The sequence below is a fragment of the Saccharibacillus deserti genome (assembly GCF_013618475.1).
GTDB classification, from domain to species: Bacteria; Bacillota; Bacilli; order Paenibacillales; family Paenibacillaceae; genus Saccharibacillus; species Saccharibacillus deserti.
Map to the genome: position 1 here is coordinate 937,671 of NZ_JABJVN010000001.1, position 25,819 is coordinate 963,489.

20 protein-coding genes and 2 pseudogenes are annotated in these 25,819 nt (G+C 53.5%); 17 read left to right on the plus strand and 5 right to left on the minus strand.

The window, feature by feature from the left end; translation table 11 throughout:
• Positions 1-30 precede the first annotated feature (30 nt).
• From mutS to glnA, 12 genes are all read left to right on the plus strand, one after another.
• Complete coding sequence (gene mutS / locus HOP44_RS04150; protein ID WP_172250812.1) at positions 31-2,817, plus strand: DNA mismatch repair protein MutS; 2,787 nt, start codon at positions 31-33, stop codon at positions 2,815-2,817.
• Between the two features lie 33 nt (positions 2,818-2,850).
• Positions 2,851-5,025 carry a DNA mismatch repair endonuclease MutL gene (gene mutL / locus HOP44_RS04155; protein WP_172250814.1) on the plus strand — a complete coding sequence of 725 codons (2,175 nt, stop codon included), beginning with the start codon at positions 2,851-2,853 and terminating at the stop codon, positions 5,023-5,025.
• 350 nt (positions 5,026-5,375) lie between these two features.
• Complete coding sequence (locus HOP44_RS04160) at positions 5,376-6,152, plus strand: class I SAM-dependent methyltransferase (RefSeq protein WP_172251568.1); 777 nt, start codon at positions 5,376-5,378, stop codon at positions 6,150-6,152.
• Positions 6,145-7,128, plus strand: a complete 984-nt coding sequence (gene miaA, locus HOP44_RS04165; RefSeq protein WP_246369567.1) for a tRNA (adenosine(37)-N6)-dimethylallyltransferase MiaA — start codon at positions 6,145-6,147, stop codon at positions 7,126-7,128. Before HOP44_RS04160 ends, miaA begins: the two co-directional genes overlap by 8 nt.
• Before the next feature lie 39 nt (positions 7,129-7,167).
• Positions 7,168-7,410 (plus strand): RNA chaperone Hfq, encoded by a 243-nt coding sequence (gene hfq, locus HOP44_RS04170; RefSeq protein ID WP_172250816.1) that lies wholly within the window; start codon positions 7,168-7,170, stop codon positions 7,408-7,410.
• A 240-nt stretch (positions 7,411-7,650) separates the two neighbouring features.
• Complete coding sequence (locus HOP44_RS04175) at positions 7,651-10,458, plus strand: PBP1A family penicillin-binding protein (protein ID WP_172250818.1); 2,808 nt, start codon at positions 7,651-7,653, stop codon at positions 10,456-10,458.
• A 228-nt stretch (positions 10,459-10,686) separates the two neighbouring features.
• A complete protein-coding gene (locus tag HOP44_RS04180; protein ID WP_037288804.1) occupies positions 10,687-11,238 on the plus strand; it encodes a ribonuclease FAU-1 family protein in 552 nt (183 codons plus the stop codon).
• A gap of 40 nt (positions 11,239-11,278) precedes the next feature.
• On the plus strand, positions 11,279-11,962 hold the full coding sequence (locus HOP44_RS04185; RefSeq protein WP_172250820.1) for an ElyC/SanA/YdcF family protein: 684 nt from the start codon (positions 11,279-11,281) through the stop codon (positions 11,960-11,962).
• Positions 11,963-12,014: 52 nt separating this feature from the next.
• On the plus strand, positions 12,015-13,301 hold the full coding sequence (gene hflX, locus HOP44_RS04190) for a GTPase HflX (protein WP_172250822.1): 1,287 nt from the start codon (positions 12,015-12,017) through the stop codon (positions 13,299-13,301).
• Between the two features lie 209 nt (positions 13,302-13,510).
• A complete protein-coding gene (locus HOP44_RS04195; protein WP_172250824.1) occupies positions 13,511-14,764 on the plus strand; it encodes a methionine gamma-lyase family protein in 1,254 nt (417 codons plus the stop codon).
• Between the two features lie 89 nt (positions 14,765-14,853).
• Complete coding sequence (locus HOP44_RS04200) at positions 14,854-15,267, plus strand: MerR family transcriptional regulator (protein WP_018977629.1); 414 nt, start codon at positions 14,854-14,856, stop codon at positions 15,265-15,267.
• 112 nt (positions 15,268-15,379) lie between these two features.
• Positions 15,380-16,708 (plus strand): type I glutamate--ammonia ligase, encoded by a 1,329-nt coding sequence (gene glnA, locus HOP44_RS04205; protein ID WP_172193882.1) that lies wholly within the window; start codon positions 15,380-15,382, stop codon positions 16,706-16,708.
• Between the two features lie 1,001 nt (positions 16,709-17,709).
• On the opposite strand, the gene HOP44_RS04210 is transcribed toward glnA, so the two are convergent.
• Entirely contained in the window at positions 17,710-18,573 is an 864-nt protein-coding gene (locus HOP44_RS04210; RefSeq protein WP_172250826.1) for a LysR substrate-binding domain-containing protein, read from the minus strand.
• A 130-nt stretch (positions 18,574-18,703) separates the two neighbouring features.
• On the opposite strand from HOP44_RS04210, the gene HOP44_RS04215 reads away from it, so the two are divergent.
• Entirely contained in the window at positions 18,704-19,069 is a 366-nt protein-coding gene (locus tag HOP44_RS04215) for a cupin domain-containing protein (RefSeq protein WP_343059750.1), read from the plus strand.
• A 684-nt stretch (positions 19,070-19,753) separates the two neighbouring features.
• Here HOP44_RS04215 and HOP44_RS23230 read toward each other — a convergent pair.
• The 3 genes and pseudogenes from HOP44_RS23230 to HOP44_RS23125 all read right to left on the minus strand — a co-directional run.
• Positions 19,754-19,987: pseudogene (locus tag HOP44_RS23230) on the minus strand (transposase); the annotation flags it as partial.
• A gap of 375 nt (positions 19,988-20,362) precedes the next feature.
• Positions 20,363-20,776, minus strand: coding sequence for a type II toxin-antitoxin system HicB family antitoxin (locus tag HOP44_RS04225; RefSeq protein WP_172250830.1), 414 nt, complete (start codon positions 20,774-20,776; stop codon positions 20,363-20,365).
• 36 nt (positions 20,777-20,812) lie between these two features.
• Positions 20,813-20,923, minus strand: a pseudogene (locus HOP44_RS23125) (type II toxin-antitoxin system HicA family toxin); the annotation flags it as partial.
• A gap of 981 nt (positions 20,924-21,904) precedes the next feature.
• Here HOP44_RS23125 and HOP44_RS04235 point away from each other — a divergent pair.
• The 4 genes from HOP44_RS04235 to HOP44_RS04250 all read left to right on the plus strand — a co-directional run bounded on the left by HOP44_RS04235 (position 21,905) and on the right by HOP44_RS04250 (position 24,997).
• On the plus strand, positions 21,905-22,147 hold the full coding sequence (locus HOP44_RS04235; RefSeq protein WP_172250832.1) for a hypothetical protein: 243 nt from the start codon (positions 21,905-21,907) through the stop codon (positions 22,145-22,147).
• 415 nt (positions 22,148-22,562) lie between these two features.
• Positions 22,563-23,486, plus strand: coding sequence for a type I pantothenate kinase (gene coaA / locus HOP44_RS04240; protein ID WP_172250834.1), 924 nt, complete (start codon positions 22,563-22,565; stop codon positions 23,484-23,486).
• Between the two features lie 40 nt (positions 23,487-23,526).
• Positions 23,527-24,495, plus strand: coding sequence for a D-alanyl-D-alanine carboxypeptidase family protein (locus HOP44_RS04245; protein ID WP_246369569.1), 969 nt, complete (start codon positions 23,527-23,529; stop codon positions 24,493-24,495).
• Between the two features lie 112 nt (positions 24,496-24,607).
• The gene (locus tag HOP44_RS04250; protein WP_172250836.1) at positions 24,608-24,997 is read left to right on the plus strand and encodes a hypothetical protein; all 390 of its coding nucleotides are present in this window, start codon (positions 24,608-24,610) and stop codon (positions 24,995-24,997) included.
• Between the two features lie 118 nt (positions 24,998-25,115).
• Here the strand turns inward: HOP44_RS04250 and lexA are convergent, their stop codons facing one another.
• Positions 25,116-25,742 (minus strand): transcriptional repressor LexA, encoded by a 627-nt coding sequence (gene lexA / locus HOP44_RS04255; RefSeq protein WP_172193878.1) that lies wholly within the window; start codon positions 25,740-25,742, stop codon positions 25,116-25,118.
• Between the last annotated feature and the right edge of the window lie 77 nt (positions 25,743-25,819).

A 25,819-nucleotide genomic window follows, 5' to 3' on the forward strand; every position in this document is an offset into this window, starting at 1 on the left:
GAAAAGAAGGCACGATGACGGAGGGGAATCATGGCCAAGTTAACGCCGATGATGGAACAGTATCTCAAGATCAAGGAAGAAGCCAAGGACGCGATCCTGTTTTTCCGGCTTGGGGACTTTTATGAAATATTTTTCGACGATGCCATTACCGCTTCGCGGGAACTGGAGATTACGCTGACCGGACGGAACGCGGGGCTTGAAGAACGGGCTCCGATGTGCGGAGTCCCTTATCATGCGGCCGAAGGGTATGTGCAGCGTCTGATCGAAAAAGGCTACAAAGTCGCCATCTGCGAACAGGTGGAAGAAGCGGGGGCCGGGCGCGGAATGATGCGCCGCGAGATCGTACGCGTCGTGACGCCGGGCACGCTGATGGAAAGCCGGGCGCTCGGGGAAAAATCGAACAACTACCTCGTCTGCGTAACCAGCAGCGGCGGCATGACGGCGATTGCGGCCTGCGACCTGTCGACGGGCGATCTGCATGTCACGTCCGCGCCGGACAATGAAGAATGGATCAAAGGCGAAGTGGGCGTTTACCAACCGTCCGAAGCGATCGGCGACGCTGCGCTGCTGGACCTGCTCTCCGCGCAGATCGCTCCGATGGAGCGGCGCCTGGTCTGCACGCCTTGGGACAAGAGCCGGGAAGAAGGAGCGCGGGAACAGTTCGGCGAAGCCGTCTGGGCCCGTCTCGACGCGGAGCGCCGCGTCTGTGTCGCCCGTTTGTTCGCTTATCTGGCGGAAACCCAGAAGAGAGCGCTGGGCCAGCTGACGAAAATCTCGGTCTACGAGCCTAATCATTATATGATTCTGGATTCGTTCACCCGCCGCAATCTGGAATTGACGGAAACGGTGCGCGAACGCTCCAAAAAAGGTTCGCTGCTCTGGCTGCTCGACCGGACCAAAACGTCGATGGGCGCCCGGACGCTGCGCCGCTGGATCGACAAGCCGCTGCTTCAGCGCGGTTCGATCGAAGATCGTCTGGAAGCGGTCGAACGGCTGCACCGCGATCTGATCCTGCGGGGAGATATCCAGGAAGGCCTGAACGAAATCTACGATCTCGAACGGCTTGTCGGACGGGTCGCTTTCGGCAGCGCCAACGGCCGCGATATGGTCGCGCTGCGGGATTCGCTGCTGCAGATCCCCCATCTCAAACGCATCTGTCTGGACTCCGGTTCGCAGACGCTTGGCACAACGGCTAACCGGATGGACGAATGCGCGGAACTTGCGCAGGCGATCTCCGCGGCCGTAACCGACGAACCTCCGGTATCCGTGCGCGACGGCGGACTGATTCGCAAAGGCTATCACGAGCATCTGGATCAGCTGCGCGAAGCGAGCGTCAACGGCAAGCGCTGGATCGCCGAACTTGAAGCCGAAGAACGCCGGGTAACCGGTATCCGTTCGCTCAAAGTCGGGTACAACAAAGTATTCGGCTACTATATCGAAGTGACGCGCGCCAACTTGAACCAACTTCCGGAAGGCCGTTACGAACGCAAACAGACCCTAGCCAACGCCGAACGTTACATCACGCCCGAATTGAAAGAAAAAGAGTCGCTGATTCTCGAAGCGGAAGAGAAAATGGCCGATCTCGAATACGGACTGTTTCTGGAACTGCGGGAGAAAGTCGCGGAGAGGATTCCCCGGCTCAAAGCGCTGGCCGAGCGGGTAGCCGAAATCGATGTGTATCAGGCTTTTGCGGAAGCGAGCGCGGAAAAGTCGTTCGTTCGTCCGCAGCTGCACGACGGTTACGACCTGACGGTCGAGAACGGACGCCATCCGGTTGTCGAAGCGGTGATGGAAGGCGGCTCGTTTGTGGCCAATGCCACGGATCTGGCGCGGGAAGGCGCGAATATCATGCTGATTACCGGACCGAATATGGCCGGCAAGAGCACGTATATGCGCCAAGTCGCCCTGATCTCGATCATGGCGCAGATCGGCTGTTTCGTTCCCGCATCCCGGGCGAATGTGCCGCTGCTTGACCGTATCTTCACACGGATCGGAGCGGCGGACGATCTGGTCGGCGGTCAAAGTACATTCATGGTCGAGATGGCCGATATCCAGGTCATGACCGAGCAGGCGACAAAAGACAGTCTGATTATCATCGACGAACTCGGGCGGGGAACTTCCACCAGCGAAGGCATGGCGATCGCCCAGGCGGTGATCGAGCATGTGCACGAGTCGATCGGCTGCAAAGCGCTTGTCTCTACCCATTTCCACGAACTCGCGCATCTGGAAGAAAGTCTGCCGCGTCTGCGCAACTATTGTATGGCGGTACGCGAGAGCGGCGACAATGTCGCCTTTCTGCGCAAACTCGTCGCGGGAGCGGCCAGTACGAGTTACGGCATTTACTGTGCCCGTCTGGCGGGGCTTCCGGGCAGCATCATCGACCGGGCTTACGGTCTGCTGCAGGGCTTCGAACAGGCTGCTGCGGTTGTCACCGTGGGCGGCGTTGAACAGGAAGGCAAGCGCCTGTATGCTCCGCCGGCGAACCAGGCGGCCGATCGCATGTCCGAAGAAGCGCGCGAACAGGCTCCGGCGGAATTTGCGGCCGCTGCCGATACGCGCCCGGCGCAGATTGTGACCGCTGCCGAGTCGCCGGAAGAACCGTCCGCTGCGAAGATGCCGGATAACGGCGTAGTGCAGCTCTCGATCTTCGGCGAAGAAGAACGGACGCCGCAGGCCGTGCCGGTTCCGGCAAAAGAAGATCCGAAAGTCAAAAAAATGCTTCAGCGCGTCCGGGAAATCGACGTGATGAATCTGACGCCGCTGCAGGCGATGCAGATGCTGAACGAACTGAAACTGGAAGCGCAGCGGCTGGGATAACCGTCGACAATCGCACGGGAAAGGAGAAATCATATGGCCAGAATCAAAGTACTGGACGAACATATCGCCAACCAGATCGCGGCCGGCGAGGTGGTGGAACGGCCGGCTTCGGTCGTCAAAGAGTTGGTCGAGAACGCGATCGACGCCGGGGCGACCAAAGTCGACGTATGGACGGAAGAAGGCGGACTGTCTTCGATCCGGGTGACCGACAACGGTTCGGGCATCGAACCGGACGACTGCGAGACGGCTTTTTACCGGCATGCCACCAGCAAAATTTCGGGCGGCCGCGATTTGTTCCAAATCACGAGCCTGGGATTTCGCGGCGAAGCGCTGCCGAGTATCGCTTCGGTCGCCAAAGTCGAAGTGCTGACCGCCTGCGGCGACGACGGAGCGGGACGCCGGCTTGTTATCGAAGGCGGTACGCTCAAGAGCAACGAAGACGCCCCCGCTTCGCGAGGAACGGATTTTCGCGTACGGGAACTGTTCTATAACACGCCTGCCCGCCTGAAATACATGAAGACGGTGCAGACGGAACTGGGACATATTTCCGATTATATGTACCGGATGGCGCTGTCGAATCCGGACGTCGCGTTCACGCTGCGCCATAACGGGAACTCGCTGCTCCAGACGCTGGGCGGCGGCGACCTGCTCCAGGTTATCGCGGCGGTGTACGGGACGACAAGCGCCAAAGCGATGCTGCCGCTCGAAGGCGAGAATCTCGACTTTTCCGTCGGAGGATTCGTCAGCCTGCCGGACTTCACCCGTTCGAACCGCAGCGCGATCACGACGGTCGTGAACGGCCGCTATATCCGCAGCCATGTGCTGAACCAGGCGATCATGCGCGCCTACCATACGCTGCTGCCGGTTGGCCGGCATCCGCTTGTCGTCCTGCGTCTGGCGATGCATCCTTCGCTCGTCGATGTCAACGTGCATCCGGCCAAGCTTGAAGTGCGCTTCAGCAAGGAAGCGGAGCTGACCGAATTCGTCCAGGATACGATCCGCGCCGCATTGGCCCGCGAAGTGCTGATTCCCAAAGCGATCAACCAGCGGATCGGCAAAAGCAGCAGCATGGTCCAGGAGCAGTTCCATTTCCCGAAACGGGAAGAGCTGCTCGGTGAAGCTGCGGAGGAACGGCCGCAAGGTGCAGCCGCGCCGCCCGCTCTGTCGCCCGGCGCGGCTGCGCCGGGCCGGGCCGAACCGTCGGACGATGCCGACGATTTCGTGCCGGGCGAGCCTGCGGCCGCACCGGCCGGCGCTGCGCAGCCGGCTTCGCCCCCGCAAGCGCCTGCGGCCGCTTCCGAAGAACGGGCCGGCGCGCGCTCCGCGCCGCGCGCCGCGGAACCCGGAGCGCAGTCTGCGCCGCGCTCCGGAGCGTCCGCTGCCGCGCACGCCGGGCAGCCTTCCGCTTATCCGGCCGAAGGCGGCAGGCGCGATCCGCTCCCGCAGGAGCTGCGGGAGCGCGGCCGCAGCAGCGGTTACGCCGGAGGACGCGAAGCTACCGGCGGTTCCGGCCGGCCGGCGGCGCCGGGCGCCCAAGGCAGCCGCCCCTCGGCGCCGGCTGGCCAGAACGCCGCGCTGGCCCGCGCGGCCGAACTCTATACCCGGGGCGAGGCGCCGAAACGACCCGCTTTCCCGGAAATGACTTTGATCGGGCAGCATCACGGCACGTATCTGATCGCGCAAAACGACGAAGGCTTGTTCCTGATCGACCAGCATGCGGCGCATGAGCGGATCAATTACGAGTATTATTACGAAAAGTTCGGGCAGCCGGAAGCGGCTTCGCAGGAACTGCTGCTCCCGATTACCATCGAGTTCACTTCGGCCGAGAGCGCCAAGATTCGCGACCGGATCGGTTGGTTTGAACAGGCCGGCGTCTATATGGAGCCGTTCGGCGGCCAGACGTTCCGCGTCACGGCTTATCCCCACTGGTTCCCGGCCGGAGACGAACAGTCCATTATCGAAGAAATGGCCGAGTGGGTTCTCAGCGAACGCGCCATCGATCTGGCCAAACTGCGCGAGAAAGCGTCCACGCTCTGCTCGTGCAAAGCTTCCATCAAAGCCAATCAGCGCTTGAGCGACATCCAGGCCCAGACCTTGATCGAACGCCTGGGCCAGTGCAAACAGCCTTATACCTGCCCTCACGGCAGACCGATCGTGGTTTCTTTTTCGACTTACGATTTGGAGAAATTGTTTAAACGGGTGATGTAAGACCTTCCCCCAATCCCCAAAGCGACTTTAATCCGATTTCCGAAACGGGACGCTTCAACCCGTTTCGGAAATGACCCGGGAGCGATTTAATCAATTGGGGGAAGGTCCGGCTTCGTCGCAAACAATCCCCAAAGCGACTTTAATCCGATTTCCGAAACGGGACGCTTCAACCCGTTTCGGAAATGACCCGGGAGCGATTTTTAATCAATTGGGGGAAGGTCCGGCTTCGTCGAAGCCCCGGTCTTCCGGCAGAATTGTATGCTGTCCCGAAGCCCCAAAAAAGAACCGAACCGACCGGCGTCTTCCCGAAGCCCGCCGCTCGGTTTTTCCAAAGGAGAACATTGTTCATGATGATCGTAACGACCGGCGATTCGCCTGCCGAGGCCGAATTGAACCGGGCCCGGAAGATAGCCGAGCAGTCGGGCATTCGTTTGGTGCCCCGCAGCCGAACTTCGATTCCCAATCTATTTCCGAAATACGGCGCGTCCGCGGTGCTGATTGTAACCCAGGGCAAAGTCCGTTTGTTTCGCGCGGATCAGCCCGTGCTGGAATATCATCCGAGCATGGGGTATGTGCGCGCCAAGCGGCTGCTCAAAGGCGAACCCGATCCGATGATCGATGCCGCCCGCGCCGTCGAGGGCGATTCCGTACTCGACTGTACGGCCGGGCTCGGCACCGATTCGCTGGTATTTGCCGTACGCGTCGGACCCGAAGGCAGGGTCTGCGCGCTGGAAGCGTCGCCGGAGCTTTCCGTGCTGCTGCGGGAAGGGTTGGCCAGCTACGAAGTCGAGAAGCCTTCCGTGACTGCAGCCATGCGGCGCGTGGAAGTGATTCATGCCGACCACCTGTCCTACCTTCGTTCGCTGCCCGACAACAGTTTCGATATCGTTTATTTCGATCCGATGTTCCGCAAGCCGGTGTACGACTCGTCGGCGATCTCGCCGCTGCGGGCGTTTGCCGATGCCCGGCCGCTGAGCGAAGAAGCGATTCGCGAAGCGGTTCGGGTGGCCCGCAAAACGGTTGTCCTGAAAGAAAAGAAAGGCAGCGGAGAAATGGAGCGGCTCGGCTTCTCGTCTGACGGCCGCAACCATGCCAAAATTACGTACGGAGTGATTCCCATTGATTGAAACAAGTCTGACCGAACAACAGCCGGCCCATGCAAAGCCCAAATTGCTCGTTCTGATCGGACCGACGGCGGTCGGCAAGACCAAACTCAGTATCGAACTGGCCAAAGCTTTTTCGTGCGAGATCCTGTCGGGCGATTCGATGCAGGTGTACCGGGGAATGGATATCGGTACGGCCAAAATTTCGCACTCCGAAACGGAAGGCGTTCCGCATCACTTGATCGATATTCATGAGCCCGACGAGCCTTTTTCCGTGTCCGAGTTTCAGGAACGCTGCGATGCGCTCATCCCGGAGATTGCTCAGCGCGGCCGTCTTCCGTTTATCGTCGGCGGTACGGGCCTCTATATCGAATCGTTCTGCTACCGGTACGAATTCGCGGAGAGCGGAGCCGACGAAGCCTTTCGTCAGGAGCAGGCGCGTTTCGCGGAAACCGACGGCACCGAAGCGCTGCACGCGCGCCTTCGGGCGATCGACCCGAATTCGGCGGAGCGGCTGCATCCCAATGATACGCGCCGGGTTATCCGTGCGCTGGAGATTCACAAACTGACGGGAGAAACCCTGTCGGAACGCTTGGCCAAGCAGAAAAAGACCACGCCTTACGACCTATGTTTGATCGGTTTGACAATGGACCGTCAAATGCTATATAACCGTATTGAAGAGAGAATCGACCAAATGATGGATAGTGGGCTGATCGAAGAAGTACAAGCTCTGCGGGATCGGGGGTACACCCCGGATATGGTCTCGATGCAGGGTCTGGGCTACAAAGAGATCTGGCCTTACCTGGAAGGCACCTGCTCGCTGGAAGAAGCGGTATATCGGCTGAAGAGAGACACCCGCCATTTTGCCAAGCGGCAGCTTTCCTGGTTCCGGCATATGCAGGACATCCACTGGGTCGACGTTTCCGAAACGGAAAACTTTTCTGCAAATTACGAGAAGATTCATGGTATAATCACAGGAAGATTTGGCTCCGATTTTTAAACAAAAATGACAGTAAAATGACAATTGGGGGTACCGGTTATGAACAAATCCATTAATATTCAAGACACGTTCCTGAACCAACTGCGCAAAGAGAATATCCCTGCCACGGTTTACCTGACCAACGGATTTCAAATTCGGGGCACGATCAAAGCCTTCGATAATTTCACGATTGTCATCGACAGCGACGGACGCCAGCAGATGGTATACAAACATGCCATTTCGACGTTTATGCCTCAGCGCAACGTTTCCTTGGCTCAGCAGGAAGGCACAACCGGAGAGTAACCAATTAAACCGGCTGTGCCGGTTTTTTGGCCGCCGCGCGGATCTGTCGAAGCCCCAAGCGGTAACGAAGGGATGACAAACCTGTAATGGCCATTCTTGAAACTTTTCGTGTATCCTTACGTTTAAACCAATAGCTTGCGAATAGGAGCAACCTTCAGGGGTTGTTCTTTTCATTAGCGAATAAAGCAGCGGAGAACGTTCACGGCTGCAAAGAAAGCAAAAGGGGTGTCACAAACCATCATGCCTAACCCACAACTGAGCCGCTCCAACCGGACGACCGGAGGAAGCGGAAGCGGCGGGAACGGCGGAGGCAAAAAACCTCCGGCGGCTGCGAAAAAGAAAACGTCCCCGAAAAAGAAAAAAATTACGGGAAAACGCGTGTTTTGGACTCTGTTTTTCACGGCTGCTCTGGCGGTGCTCTGCGCACTTGGCGGCTATCTGTTCATTACCATCAACGGCGAGAAGATCCTTGCGGAAAACAAAGACAAGATCGATATCAAGGCACCGACGGTCATCTACGACCGGACGGGCGTGCAGATCGGCGAGATCAAAATCCAGCGCGGAGAAGAAGTGGAGAGCGCGGATATTCCGAAACTTCTCCAGGATGCTTTTGTCGCAACGGAAGACAAGCGCTTCTTCGAACATTCCGGGGTCGATCTGCGATCGATCGGACGCGCAGCCGTACGGGATATTATCGCGCGTTCCGCCGTCGAAGGCGGCAGCACGATTACCCAGCAGCTGGCCAAAAATATCTTCCTGTCGGCGGACAAAACCTTTTTCCGCAAAGCGACGGAAGTGTCGATTGCCCTGGCACTTGAACGGGAGTTCAAAAAAGAAGAAATCCTGGCGATGTATCTCAACCGGATTTCGTTCGGGGGCCAATATTACGGGATCAAGGCCGCTTCCCAACGCTACTTCGGCAAAAGCGACCTGAACGATCTGAAGCTGTGGGAAATGGCGACGCTCGCGGCTATGCCAAAAGCTCCGACCCGGTACAATCCGATTGCCAATCCCGACAAGTCCAAAGAACGCCGCGCTGTGGTGCTCCAGCTTATGTATGAGCAGGGATACATTACGGAGGCGGAAAAAGACAAAGCGGCGGCCGTCGATTACAAGTATACGCCGCCGGAAACCAAAGAAACGCATTATCAGGCTTTTATCGATTATGTGCTGCAGGAAGCCGAAGACGCCACGGCGTTGACCGAGGACGATCTGAACCGCGGCGGCTACAAAATCTATACGACTATGGACGCCAAAGCCCAGCAAAGTCTGGAAGACGCGTTCAAAGACGACTCGTTGTTCGAGCAAAGTCCGGACAATCAGCCGGTACAGGCATCCATGACGATCACGAACAACCAGAACGGCAGTATCGTCGCCATCTTGGGCGCACGCAATTACCACAAAGGCGACTTCAACCGTGCCGTAAACAGCCGCAGGCAGCCGGGTTCGGCTTTCAAGCCGATCGCGTCTTACGCGCCAGCGCTTGAATCGGGCCAGTTTACGGTCGATTCGCGGCTGAGCAACGAACAGCAGAGTTTCGGCAAGTACAGTCCCAAGAACCTGCACGGGTACAGCCAATCCGTTTCGATGAAAGAAGCGTTGGCGGAGTCGATCAATATTCCGGCCGTATGGCTGCTGAATCAGATCGGCGTCGAGACCGGCTTCCAGTTTGCGGAGTCGCTCGGTATTCCTCTGACCGAGAAAGACCATAACCTGAGCCTTGCGCTCGGCGGTCTCAGCAGCGGGACCAATACACTCGAAATGGCGCAGGCGTACAACTCGTTCGCCAACGGCGGCAATTATGTCGGAGCGTATGCAATCAAGTCGATTCGAGACTCGAACGAGATCGAGATCTACAGCCGAATCGACGACTCCAAGTCGGTCATGAGCGAGCAGACCGCTTACGACATGACGCGAATGATGCAGAGCGTAATCACCGACGGTACAGGCAAAAAAGCCGATATCGGTCGTCCTCTGGCCGGGAAGACGGGTACGACGCAGAGCGGGATCGATGGCAACAGTGCCAACCGCGATGTCTGGTTTGTCGGGTATACGCCGGAATGGACCGGAGCCGTATGGATGGGCTACGACAAGCCGGATGCCGAGCATATGCTCAAGAACAGCAGCGGCCTTGCCGCCTCGATGTTCGCCCGGGTTATGAGCCAGGCTCTTGAAGGAACGCCGGTTACCGACTTCAAAGCACCGGATGCCCCGGCCCAAGAGCCGGTCGTCCAGGAGCCGGAACCCGAACCGCCGGCGCCTGCCGAGCCGGTCGGCGCACCGGCAGGGCTTGTCGCTTCCTACGATGTGGGCGGCGAGAAAATCGTTCTGTCCTGGCAGCCGGTACCCGGAGACAATGTCCGCTACCGTCTGTATCGCCAGGAGTCGTCCGAAGCCCAGCCTTCGATGCTCTCCGACGGCCTGATGTCCGCTTCGGCGGAAGATTCGGGAGCATTGGCCGGATTGACTTACAGTTATGCGGTTACCGCCTATCGGGCGGGTGAAGAACCGGTTGTGGAGTCCGCGGCTTCCAATACGGTCAGTCTGACCGTACCTGCTCAGGACAATCCGGAAGAGGTGGTGCCGGAAGAGACGGTTCCGCCCGAGGAAATTGAAGAGACGCCGCCGCCGGTTGATGAAGATCAAGAAGCCGTGCCTCCTCCCGTGGAAGACAACGGTCAAAACGGGAACGGAAACAACGGCGGCGAATCGGATAATGGAAATAACGGGAATAATGGTAACAACGGAAACAACGGAAACAACGGAAACAACGGAAACAACGGAAATAACGGAAATGACGGAAATGACGGAAATGACGGAAGTAACGGTGAGGGCGGCCAAACGACCGATCCGGGAACAGCGGTACCGCCCGAAGACGGCACGGAAAGCGAGCCAATTCCGGGTACCGTCGTTCCGGATGCTCCCGCCGATCAAGGGCAGCCCGATCCGACAGCCGAACCTCCGACCGATCCTAACGCCCAAACGACCGATCCGGGAACCGGTGAGGTTACGGACGGAACACAGGGCGACGCGACGACGCAGCCTTAAAAGAGGTCGGATAGGACGCAAAGAACGGCGCGTTGGCATCATTTTGTCCCTTCCAGGACATTCCAATCAAGCGGGCTCCGGAGCCGAAAACGGCTTTCCGGAGCTTTTTTGCGCATTTTTTGCTTAAATCGGGTAATGTACAGCAGGAGCAAGCCAGTTCTTTTGTGAAGTGGCCCAAGAATGTGATAAGCTTGATTCAAATGGAATAATGGAAAGGGTCGGTTCCCTATGAAACGTAAATTTGCTGACAGAGCCAACTGGCGGCGCGTAACCGACCGGAGATTCTTGTGCCGGTATATCGACAGCCGCCGTTTTACGGGCTACGTAACCTTGTACAACATGCTCAAGCTGAAGGAACCGCTGATGAAAACGTATGGGGGACTCACGTTTTGCGTGGCCGACAAAGGCTATTCTTGGCTGCAGTACTTTCCCAAGGATGCCCACTTTATCGTCACCACCATGTTTAACGAAAAAAGGGAAGTCGTGGAGTGGTACATCGATATCTGCAAATCTCAGGGCGTGACGGATCAGGGAGTGCCCTGGTTCGACGACTTGTATTTGGACATCGTGGTGTTGGGAGACGGAACCGTCTTTCTGCTGGATGAAGACGAATTGGACGACGCGCTTCGGCGCGGCGTGATCACGGAAGCGGACTATGCGTTGGCGACCAAGACGGCGCACGGGCTGCTGCGTATGATCGATGCCCATGCTTTTCCGTATTTCCGGCTTTCGATCGAACATCGCAGACGGCTGTTCCCGGCTTCGGCGCTGAAGGTCTGAACGTTGGCCGCGGTGTCGGGTGAAAGGGGAATCAGTGAACGTGGGAAACCTAGAGCGGGCGGGAGATTTTTGCGCAGAAGGACCCGGGCAAGAGCTTAAGCGGCAATCAAGCCGCGGCAGCCGTCGGAAGAAGCGCCTGCTTCTTGCGATTTTGGCCGGTATCCTTCTGTTTGCCTCCTGGACGCTGTATATTCAACTCCGAATCGGTCAGGGGATGACCCTGGATCATAACCACCAAACGGATGTGGGCATTGTGCTGGGAGCAAGCCTCTGGGACAACAAACCGAGCCCGGCGCTCCAGGAAAGACTGGAGGCCGCTTACGAAGGCTACCGGCGCGAGGAGTATCCGGTGCTGATCGTCAGCGGGGGCCTCGATCATCCGCAGATGAGATTGACCGAAGCGGAAGGCATGGCTGCCTATCTGGAAGAGCGCGGTGTACCGAAAGAACGAATTCTGCTGGAAAACAAAGCGACAAGCACTTACGAAAATCTGCTGTTCAGCAAAAAGATTATGCAAGAGCACGATATGCGGGACGCCACGATCGTGACCCATCGCTTCCATGGAGCAAGAGCTCTGGATATTGCGGAGTTTTTGGGTTACGAAGATCCCCAGTTTGCGCTTGCTCCGACCCGGGCTTTGAATTTGTGGCAGACACGCGGACGCGAAATGCTTGCTTTTACCAAATGGCTGTTCGATAAGCCGTCATTGCCAGTCGACAGCTGAACGGCGATAATGAAAGGTCCGAAACCCTAAGGAAGAGAAGGAGAACAAAAGCATGCAGAATACAACAACATACGATACGACTCCGGAAGAGAATTCGCGCGCCATTTTGGTGAGTCTCGTCACCGATGAAGTGAAGCGTTCGGGCATCGATCCGGTTTATTCGCTGGAAGAGTTGGTCGCACTCGCCGAAACCGCAGGAGTCCAAGTGCTGACGACTCTTGCTCAGAACAAAGAGAAGAAAGACACGAAATGGTTTATCGGCAAAGGGAAGGTTCAGGAACTAAAAGTGCTGGCGGACGAACTTGGTGCCAATACCGCTATTTTCGATCAGGAACTCTCCGGAGCGCAGGTTCGCAATCTGGAGCAAGAACTGGACTTGAAAATTATTGACCGGACCCAGCTGATTCTGGATATCTTCGCCCAGCGTGCCAAAACGCGCGAAGGCATTATCCAGGTAGAATTGGCGCAGCTCAGCTATCTGCTGCCGCGTCTGGCGGGACAAGGAGGCAACCTGTCGAGACTCGGCGGCGGACTGGGTTCGCGGGGCCCCGGCGAAACGAAGCTCGAGACGGATCGCCGGCATATCCGCGGACGGATCGACGAACTGCGCCGCCAGATCGGCGAAGTGGAGAAACATCGTACACTGCAGCGGCAGCGCCGCAAGAAAAGCGGAACGGTTCAAGTCGCGCTGGTCGGTTATACCAACGCAGGCAAGTCGACGCTGCTGCGTCAGCTGACCAATGCCGACGTGTATGTGCAGAATCAGCTGTTCGCTACCCTCGATCCGACGTCGAGAATGCTGGAGCTGCCGGGCGGCCGCGAGATCATTTTGACCGATACGGTCGGTTTTATCCAGAATCTGCCGCACAATCTGATCGCTGCTTTCCGGGCAACGCTTGAAGAAGTGAACGAAGCCGATCTGGTTCTGCATGTTGTAGACGCTTCCGCGGCCATGCTGGATGACCAGATGAGAGTCGTGGACCGAATTCTGGAAGAACTCGGAGCCGGAGGCAAGCCGCAGATCCGATTGTACAACAAGAAAGATCTCTGTGCGCCTGAGCAGCTGGAGCTGCTTCCGGAAGACGAATCGAATCTGCGGATCAGCGCCTACAGCGAATCGGATATGGAAAGGCTGCTGAATCGTCTGCAGGAAGAACTGACCGGAGGCACGGTAAGCTACCGCATTCCGGCTTCCCGCGGCGACTTGTCTGCCCAGCTCTACAAATTGGGCGAAGTAGTGTCCCAAGAGTTCGAGGAAGAAGACGTAGTGTACGAAGTGAGACTGCATAAAGGCGAGTCGGAAAAGTATGAGTACCTGCTCGAAGAATATAAAGTTTAAAAAAGCTCCGCGACTTTCCCGCTTCTTCCGAAGCGGGAAAGTCTGTCGTGGGACAAAATTCTGTTAGATAGTAAAGAGACAATCTTACACAGGAATAACGCACTAATGATGGGAAGCGTCAGCTTCCTGTCTGACACGGTCGGTGACGGCAGCGTCGGGCAGGTCCGGTTGGCGGATACTTTTGCGAAACAGAAGGACGGAATATAAAAATGAGAACATTCGATACAAGAATCGAGCAGTGGAAAAACGAAGCGGAAGCACGGGTTCGTCCCCGCTTCGACAGCATAGATGAAGTTGTGGAACATAATCAGTGGAAAGTGATCGAAGCTTTCCGGGCATGCAAAGTCAGCGATTATCATTTTAATCCTTCAACGGGCTACGCTTATAACGACCGGGGGCGCGAAGTGCTCGACGAGCTGTATGCCAAAGTGTTTGGAGCCGAAGCGGCGCTGGTACGCCCTCACTTCGCTTCGGGTACGCATACCATTTCGACGGCGCTGTTCGGCGTGCTGCGTCCCGGCGACGAACTGCTGTATATCACGGGCGCTCCCTACGATACCCTGCATAAAGTAATCGGCAAAAAAGGCGACGGAACAGGTTCGCTTGCCGATTTCGGAATCGGCTACAAGGAAGCGGCTCTGCTGGGCGACGGAGGAGTCGACTGGGACGAAGTGGCCCGGCAGATTACGCCGAACACCAAGGTCGTCGGAATCCAGCGTTCGCGGGGATATGCTTGGCGTCTGCCTTTTACGGTAGCGGAAATTGGCGACATGACACGTAAAGTCAAAGAAATGTGTCCCGGTGCCGTTGTATTCGTGGATAATTGTTACGGCGAATTTACGGAGAAGCTCGAACCTACCGAAGTTGGCGTCGATCTGATGGCCGGATCCCTGATCAAGAATCCCGGCGGCGGCTTGGCGGAAACAGGCGGTTATATCTGCGGCCGCGCAGACTTGGTCGAACGGGCGGCTTATCGATTGACGGCACCGGGAATCGGAGCGGAAGTCGGCGCGATGCTCGGTACGACCCGCGGAATTTATCAGGGGCTGTATATGGCGCCTACCATTGTGGGACAAGCGGTAAAAGGAAGCGTTTTTGCGGCGGCCATGTTTGAATTGGCGGGGTTTGCCAGCAGTCCGGCATGGGATGCGCCGAGAACGGATCTGATCCAGGCAGTCGTATTCGATCGGCCGGAGCAGCTGATTGCTTTTGTACAGGGCGTTCAGTTGGCAGCGGCGGTGGACAGCCACGTCGTTCCCGAGCCTTGGGATATGCCGGGATACGAACACCCCGTCATTATGGCGGCAGGTACGTTTATTCAGGGAGGAAGCCTTGAATTGTCGGCCGATGCTCCGATCCGTGAACCTTACATTGGCTACCTGCAGGGCGGTTTGACTTATTCCCACGTAAAGTACGGGGTGCTAAATGCACTCCAGACACTTTTTGACCGTAATTTACTGTGAGTTAATCTAACACATCATTGACGCTTCCTATCAGGATATGTACAATAAGAGAGAGAATAAGAAAAGTACATTGGAAGGTTGATGAAGATATGGGCGATGATATTCGCAGAAATATGGCCTTGTTCCCGATAGGGATCGTAATGAAACTTACCGATCTGTCCGCACGGCAGATCCGTTACTACGAACAGCATAGTCTGATCGTTCCCGCGCGGACATCCGGCAATCAGCGGTTGTTCTCTTTCAACGATGTCGAGCGGCTGCTCGAGATCAAAGCGCTGATCGAAAAAGGGGTCAATATTGCCGGTATCAAGCAGGTGATGAACCCGGTTACGAAAGAATCCGAAGAAGCGACGGTCCTGAACGCGGCGACCGAAGAAAAGCGCAAAGAGCTTTCCGATTCGCAGCTTCACCGTATGCTTAAGCAGCAGTTGGTTTCCGGCAAGAAACCGGGTCAAGTCTCGTTGATTCAGGGCGAACTGTCCCGATTCTTTAATAGAAAATAAGATCGACCTGCATCTTGTGCGCCGAAGCGGTATCCGCAAAGGTGCGTTCGACGCACGAGGTGCGTATACTTAAGCTTGTAAGGAATAAAAGAGAAGAAGAGGAGAGGGTATCTTGAGTTACAAAAAAGAGGACATCCTGCGTATTGCCAAGGAAGAGAACGTTCGCTTTATCCGCCTTCAATTTACCGATTTGCTCGGCGCGATCAAAAACGTCGAGATTCCGGTAAGCCAATTGGAAAAAGCGCTCGACAACAAAATGATGTTTGACGGCTCTTCCATCGAAGGTTATGTACGGATCGAAGAATCGGACATGTATCTGTACCCGGACCTTGATACCTGGGTCGTATTCCCTTGGGTAACCGAAAACCGCGTTGCCCGCATGATCTGCGATATCTACCTTCCTTCCGGCAAGCCGTTCCCTGGCGACCCGCGGGCGGTACTGCGCCGTGCGTTGGAAGAAGCCGAAGAAATGGGCTTCAGCGCGATGAATGTAGGACCCGAGCCTGAATTCTTCCTGTTCCGCACGGACGAGAACGGCAATCCGACCGACGAATTGAACGACCAGGGCGGTTACTTCGACTTGGCGCCTATGGATCTTGGCGAGAACTGCCGCCGCGAGATCGTCATCACGCTGGAAGAAATGGGCTTCGAGATCGAAGCTTCCCACCACGAAGTGGCTCCGGGACAGCACGAGATCGATTTCAAGTACGAGAACGCGCTCAAAGCGGCCGACCAGATCCAGACGTTCAAGCTGGTCGTCAAGACGATCGCGCGTCAGCACGGTCTTCATGCGACCTTTATGCCCAAACCTTTGTTTGGCATGAACGGTTCGGGTATGCACTGTCACCAGTCGCTGTTCCGCGGCGGTGAAAATGCGTTCTATGACGAAAGCGATACGCTAGGTCTGAGCGAGACGGCCCGTTACTATATGGCCGGTATCCTCAAGCATGCGCGCGCATTTGCGGCGATCACCAACCCGACCGTCAACTCGTATAAACGTCTCGTACCGGGCTATGAAGCGCCTTGTTACGTGGCTTGGTCCGCCAGCAATCGCAGCCCGATGATCCGGATCCCGGCATCGCGTGGAATGAGTACGCGTATCGAAGTCCGCAACCCGGACCCGGCCGCGAACCCTTACCTGGCATTGGCTGTGATGTTGAAGTCGGGTCTGGACGGAATTCGCAGACAGCTTACGCTGCCGGCTCCGATCGACCGCAACATCTATGTAATGTCCGAAGAGGAGCGGATTGAAGAAGGAATTCCGAGCCTTCCGGCCGACCTGAAGGAAGCGCTCAACGAGCTGATCCGCGACGAAGTCGTGGTACAGGCTATGGGCGAACACGCTCTGACCCACTTCTACGAACTGAAGGAAATCGAATGGGATATGTACCGCACGCAGGTCCACCAGTGGGAACGCGATCAGTACATGACTCTCTACTAGAACCTCAAACCCTTGGCGCTCTAAGCGTTGAGGGTTTTTTTGTGAATTGACTTCCGGCGAATATCCATGGCCGATTCGAATTTATTCATTGATGCTAAAGAACAAGTCGGTTTCCTCCTCGTTGGGTTCTCGACAATTGCACGATACCGGAGATGCGGCTTGTTTGCTATTTTTTAAGTTAAAATCTATGAAGGACATGTTGGGGTGAAGGGGCCAAAAATCGGGTAGAACTATTGAAACTCGCATCGCCGATTTCAACTAGGATCGTCAAGTAGAAGGGGTCTACAGAAGTTAGGTTCATCACAAAAACTATATACTCTTTCAGTGAGGAATGCTAAAAAGAAGATAAAGAGGTACTTAAAGATTCGGCAGATACAGTTGAAAATCCAAAGCGGAGATTATACAATTTTTATTATAAATTTCCGCCTGAACTTGTTAGGAGTGATCAAACTTGAAAGTATTTGCTTTAACAGTAATCGGCTATTTTCTTGCTTTGCTTTTATACAGACTCATAGTTCAACACTTCAAAAAATACAACAAAGAAAATATAGGTTTGTGCGGCATTATGATAATGATGTTAATAAGTAGCCGAAACCTTTTACAACTCAATATGTTCATTCTCATGCCTTTAATCATTATATGTCTTGTTTTTATGGTAATGAACAGCATGGTTTTATCAAACTATGATAAGAAGACGTTATGAAAATTTGAATGTACATAATTTTCGATTTCACAGGCGGAAACCTCGGATAATGAATCTCTAACAACTCTTTGATTGACAAAGCCTACTCCACCTTGGTTCGTCTGGCCGAAGTCTGAACATGACGCCAACCGGCAAGCGGTTCGGTGGACAGAATAAGGCTACACCTTCCTTTACGGACGTATTCGTCATCTTCTCGAAAGACTTGACCGGTTTCATCGCTTCCGGCGATCGAGAATGCTCCAGCATACGAAGCAATTCAATTCATTGATATATTCGAATTAAAAGCTTCTATAATTTTTCAGAATGTAACGATTCCGGCTGCTTCCATAAACCGCGAAAGCGCGGATGTTATATACGTGTCCCGTCGCTTTATAAACATCGTAGGTACGACCCGGTAAGGGTCTTCCAGCGGATAAGCATTCAATCTGTCTTCCATGCGCGATTCGATCATGGACATCGGCAGCACGGTGACTCCCAGCCCGTATTCCACGCATTTCAGCACGCCTTCCAATGTGCCGTATTCCATCACTTTCATCGGAGCATGCCCGTTATCTTCCAACCAGCGTTGCCAGCGTCCCAAATAGATGCAATGTTCGAACGAGGAAAGCAGCGGTTTGTCTAAAATCGATGTCCAAACAAAAGGTTTCGTTGAATGACTCGTAATTAACGCCAACGATTCTTCCAGCACGAGATATTCTACGATTTCGGGATGTCGAACAGGCCCGTCTACGAAAGCGCCGTCCACTTTGTATTTGAGAATATCTTCGATCTGATCGACGGTAGGCGCCATGTACATGCTCAACTCCACCTGCGGAAATCGTTCGTGATAGCGCGCGAAAATGAGCGGTAAATGTGTGGACGCCGTAGACTCCATCGCACCGATGCGCAGCGATCCGCGCGGTGTTGAAGAAGGATTAACCGCTTCAACTGCTTCTTCGAAATCGTTCAGCAGCTTGTTGGCATAGCGTAAAAATTCACGTCCCGCAGGCGTCAACGAGATTTTTTTGTGAGATCGATACAGCAAGGGCACGCCCAGTTCTTTTTCGAGGCGTTGGATTCGCGAGGTTACGTTGGACTGTACATAATTCAGTTTTTCGGCTGCTTTGGTAATGTTCTGTTCGATCGCTACTGCTTTGAAAATTTCCAATGATTTGATGTCCAAATGGATACGAGCCTCCTTGCATCTTAAAAAGTGATGATGAAGATACATTTTAATGATTTTACAAGATTCAAAACGATGTGTAAACTTGAGGACACAAAGCAAGCAAATATACTTAAAAGGTGGAATACATGTGGATTATCAAGCGATCAACCTGAACGAAAAGTTTTCTTTGCTGCATGAACAGTGGTCTCCGAGAGTGATTGGCGAAATGAACGACTACCAGTTCAAGATCGTCAAAATAGAAGGTCATTTCGTCTGGCATGTTCATCCGGATACGGACGAAGTGTTTGTCGTGATCGAAGGAGAGATGGTTATCGACTTTCGCGACGGACAAGTGAATCTGGCTCAAGGCGAAATGTTCGTGGTTCCGAAAGGCGTGGAACATAAGCCGTTTGCCGAGCGGGAATGTCGCGTCATGTTGGTGGAGCCGAGAGGGGTACTGAATACGGGGGATACGGAATCGGACCGCACGGCAGCCAACAATGTTTGGATCTGATGCTTCGCTTTATGACCAACTCCATTCTTCAAGTTTTGTGACTTGAGCCGGGTTTTGCATGGTTTTTTAAGACTCCAATAAATGCTTCAACTGCTTGTTTATAATCGACGTATGAGATCGGCGCATTGCGCGGAACTTAAAGTCGAAAGCATCGGCCTCGCCTGGCATCCGCCGGCGGGGCCGTTTTTCATTTTCAGAAGCGACAAGGTCACTTTTCTTCGTAAAATTTCTCAGGCAATATCATCAGATATTAACTTTCCTGTTTTTAGGCCGATAACTAGGGCCTGTACGCAACCTATTTAAGCCAGATCCGAATTGAAATTAAAGCTAAAAAAGCCTTGAACATGCTCGCTGCCTTATCGTAACAAGTCGCTAGGCGTCTGTAGTTTTTCATTTTATTGAAAAGCATTCGACCAAATGACGTTCTTTTTACACCGTACAGTCGTAGGCGTGCTGCACTCGGCGATTCTTCTTGCTGGAAATCACAGCGATCGCATTTTGTTCCCTTAAAAGAGTCCGTATCGCGTCCGTATCGTAAGCTCGATCGGCAAAACCTCACGGTTTGACAGGTCGAACTGGGCGAGCATTTCGTATCCTTGGACGGAATCGTGAGCTTGCCTCGGCGTCAGCTCGAACTTGAGCGGATTTTCCGAGGCGCATCGACGACCGTATGAATTTTGGTCGTCAATCTGCCTCGGGAACGTCCGATCGCTTGCTTGTGCTGCCCCCTTTTGCGCCCGTTCCATGCTGATGAACCCGGACAATTATTGTATCCAACATGATTTGTTCGAAATCAGGCTCAATCGCCACATGCTCCAAGATTTTCTCCCAAGTTTCTGACTTTTGCAGTCGCCAGAAAAAGCTGTAAGCGGAAGACCAAGGTCCATAATTGTCGGGTAAATCCCGCCAAGCTGCTCCGCTACGCGCAACCTAAAGGACCGCATTCAGTCGATACCTCCGATCTTTCGGAGGCCGTCCTCCTTGTGTTTTTCGTTCAGGGGGCAGAAAAGATTCAATGGCGTTCCATTCTTCGTGGGTTCAATCGTATCGTCGTCTCATGTCTTTAATTTAATAGATTTGAGGGCATTCTTGAAGTTTGTGTACAGGCCCTAAATAGTTTGAAAAAAAACTTCTCCACCTCTTTGCTGAGGGAGTTTGCTTTGACGATCTCAGTTTTAGGTTTTGGGTCTATAAAGGCTTTCTAAAAATACTCATATAAGAAAATAAGAATAAAAAATCCGCTTTAAACTAATAATTGAAAACAGCTTTTTCTAGTCTATAGTGTGTCTTAAATCACTTCTCAATCCCCAGACTTCGTTTCAAACCTTCCTGCAGTACCTGACTGAAATTGAGTCGTTGCGCTTCAGCGGCATCATTAAGCCACTTCGGCACCGTAAGTGTCTTTTTAACCGCTTTGATCGCCATCGCCTCACGGACGACTGGCATATAAACCTGAACCTCAATTGCGGCTTCTCCGGGCTTAGCCTGTTGAAGCACAACTTCGAGCGGAGACGGATCCGGAATGTCATCGCCGTCAGACTCCAATTCATACATAAAACCTTCGAGCGCTTCGCGCGCTTCGGCGTGTGCTTCTTCGGCGGTATCGCCAAAAGTCACGCATCCCGGAAGATCGACAAAACGCACGGACCCGCTTTCATCGGCAGTATCGAGCAAAGCCCAATAGCGATAAACGTCTTTCTTTTGCATATATATTAATCCTCCTTCGGGGAAGAAAGGGGCTTCTTAGCCCCACAATCCTGCAGATTTTAGGACACTTGCCACTGTCTTTGGCGGGTAACTCTTGACCGGATGTTTCACCGTTATCTTACCCAGCTTCGTCAGGTGTTTGAAATAGTGATGACTTCCTCAGACTGAACTGAGATACCAACCGTCTTTTTCCAGTAGAGCGATGACCTCTCGTGACGTGTATTGTTTCATCGCATTCCACCTTACACTTATCATCATACACGTATAATAAGCACGTGTAAACGTGTGAATAATACGTGTTAGCGTTGTTTTTTAAAAAACTTCTCTGTGTATAATAGGGACCAGGTGAACGTATAATGGAAACGAATGATAAGTTATATCGCATATTATAAGCGCACTGGACATCGTACGGATGTGCGCCTATACAGCATGAGCTTTTGGGGACAGGTCAGAGCTTGGAAGCGATCCGTGTAGCGCTTGTGGAATTACGCCAGGAAGGATATGTAGATTGCGATCCGCGCGGCGGAGCGAAGACGATTCGGCTGACGGACAAGGCGCCCTGGGACGAGTTCCGTGAGGATCGGTCAGGCAGCGGGATTGAAAATCGTAATGGCAATCTTTTGGTTTGTGAAATGACTGAAAAGATTCCTCTGGGAGTAGGATCCAGAGGAGTCTTCCTTCATTAAAAAGTAACCGTTTTGATGCCCACAAAACTGCCCACAAAATGCCCGCAAGATTTCGAAATCGTATGATAGAAGATGAAAAGTAAATTGTTCGAATCCGCTTTATATCAAGCTTTGCAGTAACCATACAATACAGTTTGAAAGCAGGGAACATAAACCGTACGCAGGTCCACCGATGGGAACGCGATCAGTATATGATTCTTTACAAGAATAGGTAATCGCGGCCGCAGCAAGGGTTTGTGCATTCCGCACATCCCTGCCGCGGCTTTTCTTGCGTTGTTTTACTTAAGATTGTGAACACATGTTGACCACGAACTTTTTCGGAAATACCATTGGTTTGGGTGAAAGTGAATTGAAATATCGAAGAAGGGGACTGGGCATTGATTTAAAGATTCCTAAAGCGAATGTTGAACATTAAAAATGATTGCATAAGGAGAACAGCCAAATGGAGAAAATCCTTAGAAAAGAAGAATTAACAGGACATGATGTTTTTGAGCTGCAACGAGGGTATTTGGAAGATCTACATTGGTTGGAGGATTCTATCTATCTTACGGAGGAATGTTTGGATCATACAGGTTTGAACAAGATGTTTGGGGAGTGTCTCGATAATTTCAATTATTATGGATTTAACAGGGTTTCCAAAGCGGAGTGGGACACAATCAAAAAGAGAATGGATCAAGCAAAGTGAGCTCCAATAAAGTGATTTTGGAACAAATTAATCATTGGGTGAACGAATGTTTTGAAAATCATGATTGTTTTAAAATTTTAGGACTCTAGGATGGTTTAATAAAAAGATTCTTTTTTCGGGAAAATCTTTTAAAAGATTTTTTTGTTGAATATTTATTTAAGAGAAGGGTAATGAACGGGGTGACACTTGAGTGTCACTCCAGCTTCGACTAGCGTCGGAGAAACAGCGGGAGTTCAGACGGGGAAACCCAGCGCTGGACTCTCTGCGTTTTTTTTGCCGGAATTTTGCCCCGATTTGCTCCTCTTCCTAAACAAGTACCTTTACAGCTTGCCTACCTAACCGATTCCGTCATGTTCAAACCTGTCGCAATTTGCTAGACTAGAAGTACTTTGTCATAGTGAGGGATCTGTCCAATATGAATGCGTACGGAAATTATATGGAATTCGACCGGGCCAGATGGGCCGCGCTGCGAAGCCGGACACCTCTGAGGCTGTCGGAAGAAGAATTGGAACGGATCAAAGGACTGAACGATAAAATTTCGCTGCGTGAAGTCGAAGACATCTATATTCCGCTTACCCGCCTGATCAATCTCAGAGTGCGGGCGGAGCAGTATCTGCGTGAAGTCACCGGTGCTTTTCTCGGCTGCGAGCCGGTACATAAGCCGTTTATTATCGGGGTTGCCGGCAGTGTCGCCGTAGGCAAGAGCACGGTTGCGCGCCTTCTGCGTACCCTTTTGTCCCGCTGGGAACACCATCCGAAAGTGGATCTTGTGACAACGGACGGATTTCTGTACCCGACCCGCGTTCTGGAGGCCAAAGGGCTTATGAGTCGAAAAGGGTTTCCGGAAAGCTACGACACGAAAAAACTGATCGATTTCCTGACCCGGATCCGAGCCGGCGAACGCGGTGTGGAAGCTCCCGTTTATTCGCACATCACATACGATATTCTGCCCGACCGCCTGGAAATCGTCGACAGCCCGGATATTTTGATTGTGGAAGGAGTCAACGTACTGCAGGTCAGCAAAGGGCAGCCATTGTTCGTGAGCGACTTTTTCGATTTTTCCATTTATATCGATGCCGAAGAACAAGAAATCCGAAACTGGTATATCGATCGTTTTCTGCTGCTGCAGCAAACCGCTTTCCGCGATCCGTCTTCCTATTTCCATCGGTATGCCGAGCTGACGAACGCGGAAGCGGTTGCCCGTGCCACAAAAATATGGGAAGAAATCAATTTGCTTAACCTGAACGAAAACATCCTGCCTACCCGGGGCAGAGCGGACCTGGTCTTGAGCAAAGGCCCGGATCATCAAATCCACCGCGTGTATCTAAAAGATTTGTAGCCCCGTACGGCAAAAAAGAATAAGGAAGGTGTCATTTATTTTGAGGTTATCCGGAAAAGGCTTTACACGGTTTGCGATTGGGAAAAGAAAACGTTCGACGCTGATTGCGGCTGCGCTGGCGCTGGTTGTAAGCGGCAGTGCCGCAGCACTCCAGCCGCCGCAGGCTGCAGCCCAGGTTTCATATACGCCTTCTTACGAAGCGGCCTCGCTGTCCGCATTCTCTTCGGAATTTGCGGCGGGGCTCTACAGCTCGAACGCCATCTTGATTGATCTCGGCGATGGCGAAGTGCAGTTGAAGAAAAATATCAATCAGAAGGTCTACCCGGCGTCCATGACCAAGATGATGACGGTGCTTGTCGCGTTGGAGAATCTGTCCGATCCGCAGAAAAAAGTCACGCTGCCCGCGTCGATTTTTCCGGATTTGAAAAAACAAGGCGCGTCGATGGCCGGATTTCTTCCGGGCGAAAAGGTGAAAGGTATCGATCTGCTGTACGGTTCGATGCTGCCTTCCGGAGCCGACGCTTCGATCGGGCTGGCTTATGCGATATCCGGGTCCGAAGCGGCATTTGTCAAAAAGATGAATGCCAAAGCCAAAAAGCTCGGCATGAAGCATACGCATTTCACGAACGTCACGGGGCTGCCCAATGCCGACCATTATACGACGGTGAAAGACATGTCGGTCTTGATGAAAGCCGCGCTCAAAAACCCGACTTTCCGTAAATTGATGACTACGCACAAATACTCGACCGCTCCGACCAACCTTCATCCCAACGGAATCACGGTCCGAAGCACCTTGTCCGAGAGTGCCCCGACATTGAATTTCAAAGGAGGCAGGATTTTGGGAGGCAAGACCGGATATACCCGGGCCGCAGGTCTTTGTCTGGCTTCGCTCGCGGTGAAAAACGGCAGGGAATATATGCTGGTGACGGCAGGAGCGGACGGCAGCCCCTGGTCGAAACCCTACCATATCCAGGATGCGCTGAACGTGTATCCGAAAATTAAAAATTAGAGTGGAAAAAGAACGCATGTTCGCTTATAATACAAACATACGTTCCGAACGATACGCCGAAGTTTTGGAAAAGGCGGAAGCGGGTCGGTCAAGGGACCGGGAGGGTGTGTTTGTGGAGATGAGTCGTCTGGAGCGGAAGATTCTGGGGATGCTGCGCCGCCGCCGTATGCTGTCTTTCGGGCAGCTGTCGATGTCGAGATTGATCCGCCGAAGCGGCGGCGCTTTTCGCGAAGTCACGATTGCCTTGATCAATCTGGAGCAGGAGGCTTATATTCGCTGGTCCGACAAATCGTCGCTCCAACACATTTCTTTACTTCGCAAAGCTTACGGTTGGAGGCAGCTGCTGCCGTCCGTTCGTCGAACCGATCCTTTTCGTCGAAGCCGGGGGGCTGCACTGCCCCGGGATAGCCAAACGCCTCCTTGCGCGCCGAGCGTCGCGCTTCGACCGGAACGCCGTTCGGGCAGCCAGGAACACTCGCCTAGGCGGCGTAGAGCCGATTAACGGCAAGTCTATTTGAAATAATCGTATACATGCAGACGCAGACATTCCAAAAAAACTCCTCCGAATTTCGGGGGAGTTTTTTAGTGCGAGCGATAGGCCGTAAAAGACCTTGTCGACCTCAATGGAAATTGCGGAACAAGCCGACGACTTTGCCCAAAATCGTAACGTGAGTCAGGCGAAGCGGTTCGTACGTCGGGTTTTCGGGCTGAAGGCGAATATGGTCTTTCTCCTTGTAGAAGGTCTTGACCGTCGCTTCGTCTTCTTCGGTCATCGCAACGACAATGTCGCCGTTGTTGGCCGTCTGCTGCTGGCGTACAACGACATAGTCGCCGTTGTTGATCCCGGCTTCGATCATGCTGTCCCCCATAACGGATAACATGAATACCTGATCGTCCCCGACCATCGTCTGAGGCAACGGGAAGTAATCCTCGATGTTTTCGGTAGCCGTAATCGGCACGCCTGCCGTAACTTTGCCGACAACGGGAACGCGCCGGATCGTCGAGGCGAACAAATTGCCGCTTTCCGATTCTTCAAGTCCAAGCAGTTCGATCGCACGGGGTTTCGTCGGATCGCGTCGGATCAGGCCTTTTTTCTCCAGACGGTCCAAGTGCCCGTGAACGGTAGAACTGGAAGCGAGGCCTACCGCTTCGCCGATTTCCCGAACGGAAGGCGGATACCCTTTCGACTTGACTTCGGTACGGATAAATTCCAGAATAGCCTGCTGGCGTATGGATATCTTCGACATGTCGTATCAACCCCATCCATTATTCGTTAGTAGTTGGCTTATAAGTACCCGGCAAGGAAGATGATGATTTCGAATGC

Excerpts from the sequence above, each read along its gene's own strand:
- mutS (WP_172250812.1), top strand. The coding sequence starts at position 31 with ATGGCCAAGTTAACGCCGATGATGGAACAGTATCTCAAGATCAAGGAA.
- mutL (WP_172250814.1), top strand. The coding sequence starts at position 2,851 with ATGGCCAGAATCAAAGTACTGGACGAACATATCGCCAACCAGATCGCG.
- HOP44_RS04160 (WP_172251568.1), top strand. The coding sequence starts at position 5,376 with ATGATCGTAACGACCGGCGATTCGCCTGCCGAGGCCGAATTGAACCGG.
- hfq (WP_172250816.1), top strand. The coding sequence starts at position 7,168 with ATGAACAAATCCATTAATATTCAAGACACGTTCCTGAACCAACTGCGC.
- HOP44_RS04175 (WP_172250818.1), top strand. The coding sequence starts at position 7,651 with ATGCCTAACCCACAACTGAGCCGCTCCAACCGGACGACCGGAGGAAGC.
- HOP44_RS04180 (WP_037288804.1), top strand. The coding sequence starts at position 10,687 with ATGAAACGTAAATTTGCTGACAGAGCCAACTGGCGGCGCGTAACCGAC.
- hflX (WP_172250822.1), top strand. The coding sequence starts at position 12,015 with ATGCAGAATACAACAACATACGATACGACTCCGGAAGAGAATTCGCGC.
- HOP44_RS04195 (WP_172250824.1), top strand. The coding sequence starts at position 13,511 with ATGAGAACATTCGATACAAGAATCGAGCAGTGGAAAAACGAAGCGGAA.
- HOP44_RS04200 (WP_018977629.1), top strand. The coding sequence starts at position 14,854 with ATGGGCGATGATATTCGCAGAAATATGGCCTTGTTCCCGATAGGGATC.
- HOP44_RS04225 (WP_172250830.1), bottom strand. The coding sequence starts at position 20,776 with ATGCAAAAGAAAGACGTTTATCGCTATTGGGCTTTGCTCGATACTGCC.
- HOP44_RS04235 (WP_172250832.1), top strand. The coding sequence starts at position 21,905 with ATGGAGAAAATCCTTAGAAAAGAAGAATTAACAGGACATGATGTTTTT.
- coaA (WP_172250834.1), top strand. The coding sequence starts at position 22,563 with ATGAATGCGTACGGAAATTATATGGAATTCGACCGGGCCAGATGGGCC.
- lexA (WP_172193878.1), bottom strand. The coding sequence starts at position 25,742 with ATGTCGAAGATATCCATACGCCAGCAGGCTATTCTGGAATTTATCCGT.